1 protein-coding gene is annotated in these 1,336 nt (G+C 66.6%); it reads left to right on the top strand.

Annotated elements, in window-relative coordinates:
* Window positions 1-51 precede the first annotated feature (51 nt).
* Window positions 52-1,326: an IS30 family transposase gene (locus GVV86_RS18380; RefSeq protein WP_425483376.1), complete on the top strand. Its 1,275-nt coding sequence runs from the start codon at window positions 52-54 to the stop codon at window positions 1,324-1,326.
* Window positions 1,327-1,336: the final 10 nt, after the last annotated feature.

The raw sequence follows: 1,336 nt of genomic DNA on the forward strand, positions 1-1,336 counted from the left end.
CGCCGGCAGTCTCTAGTTTTTAGCGCAACACCTTGAGGAACGGGGTGTGGTGTGGGTAAGAAGATTGGGTGGGAGACGCGGGCGGCGGCGTATCGGGCGCTGATCCGAGGCGTTTCGACGGTCCGGGTGGGGTCATCATTGGACGTTCATCGGATGACGGTCGGCAGATGGGCCACTCTTGGTGGCATGAAACTGCTCGATGGTCCCTATGGCGGGGTACCGCCGATGCCGATGCTGAGGGCTGTGCGGGAGGCTGTCCCGCCGCCGGGCGCCTCAGGTCCAGCGGGTGTGCTGGGCGCGCAGGGTCGGTCGTATCGACGGTTGACGCTGGCTGATCGGTCGTTCATTCAGGCAGCGCGGGCGTTGCCTGAGCCGATGGGAGTGCGGGCGCTCGCCCGGGAACTGGGGGTGCATCCCTCGACCGTGTCGCGGGAGGTCCGCGCCCACCAGGTCCAGCACTGGGGCCTAGCGGAGTACGACGCGGAACTGGCGCACTACCGGGCGCTGGCATCCCGGCCGCGACGCCGACAGGCCAAGCTCACCGATCCGAGGCTGCGCCGCGAGGTCGTGTCACGCTTGAACCTGAAGTACTCGCCCGAGCAGGTCGCGGGCGAGTTGAAGCTGGCATTCCCGGACCGGGCGGAGCTGCACGTGTCGCACGAGACGATCTACCAGGCTCTTTATGTTCAGGGCCGCGGGGCGTTGCGGCATGAGCTCACCGTCGCCAAAGCGCTGCGCTCGGGCAGGACCGAGCGGATCCCTGCATCGAAGCTACCCAAACGATCCAGCCGGCCCTGGCTGGATGGGGCGAGGCTGAGCGAGCGTCCCGCTGAGGTGGCCGACCGTGCGGTCCCGGGGCATTGGGAAGGGGACCTTGTGGTCGGCCCGGGCAACTCCGGCATCGTCACCCTGGTCGAACGCCGCACCCGCTACGCGCTTCTGGGCAGACTCCCGGGGGTCCGCGACAGCAAGACAGTGACCGATGTGTTGGCCGCGATGATCGCCGGCCTGCCGGCCGAGCTGGCGAAGACGATCACCTGGGACCAGGGCACCGAGATGGCCGCTCACGCCGCGTTCACCATCGCCACCGGGTGCCCGGTGTTCTTTTGCGACCCGCACTCGCCGTGGCAGCGAGGCACGAACGAGAACACCAACGGCCTGATCCGGGACTTCTACCCGAAGGGCACCGACTTCAACAAGATCACCGATGCTGAACTCGCCGACGTCCAAACGCTACTCAACATCCGCCCCCGACAAACCCTCCACTGGCGCAAACCCTATGACAAACTCAACGAACTGATCACCGGTGTTGCGCTAACAACCTGAGACAGCCGCC

Origin of the sequence: Arthrobacter zhaoguopingii (assembly GCF_009828595.1) — a bacterium.
In the GTDB taxonomy this organism is placed as follows: domain Bacteria; phylum Actinomycetota; class Actinomycetes; order Actinomycetales; family Micrococcaceae; genus Arthrobacter_D; species Arthrobacter_D zhaoguopingii.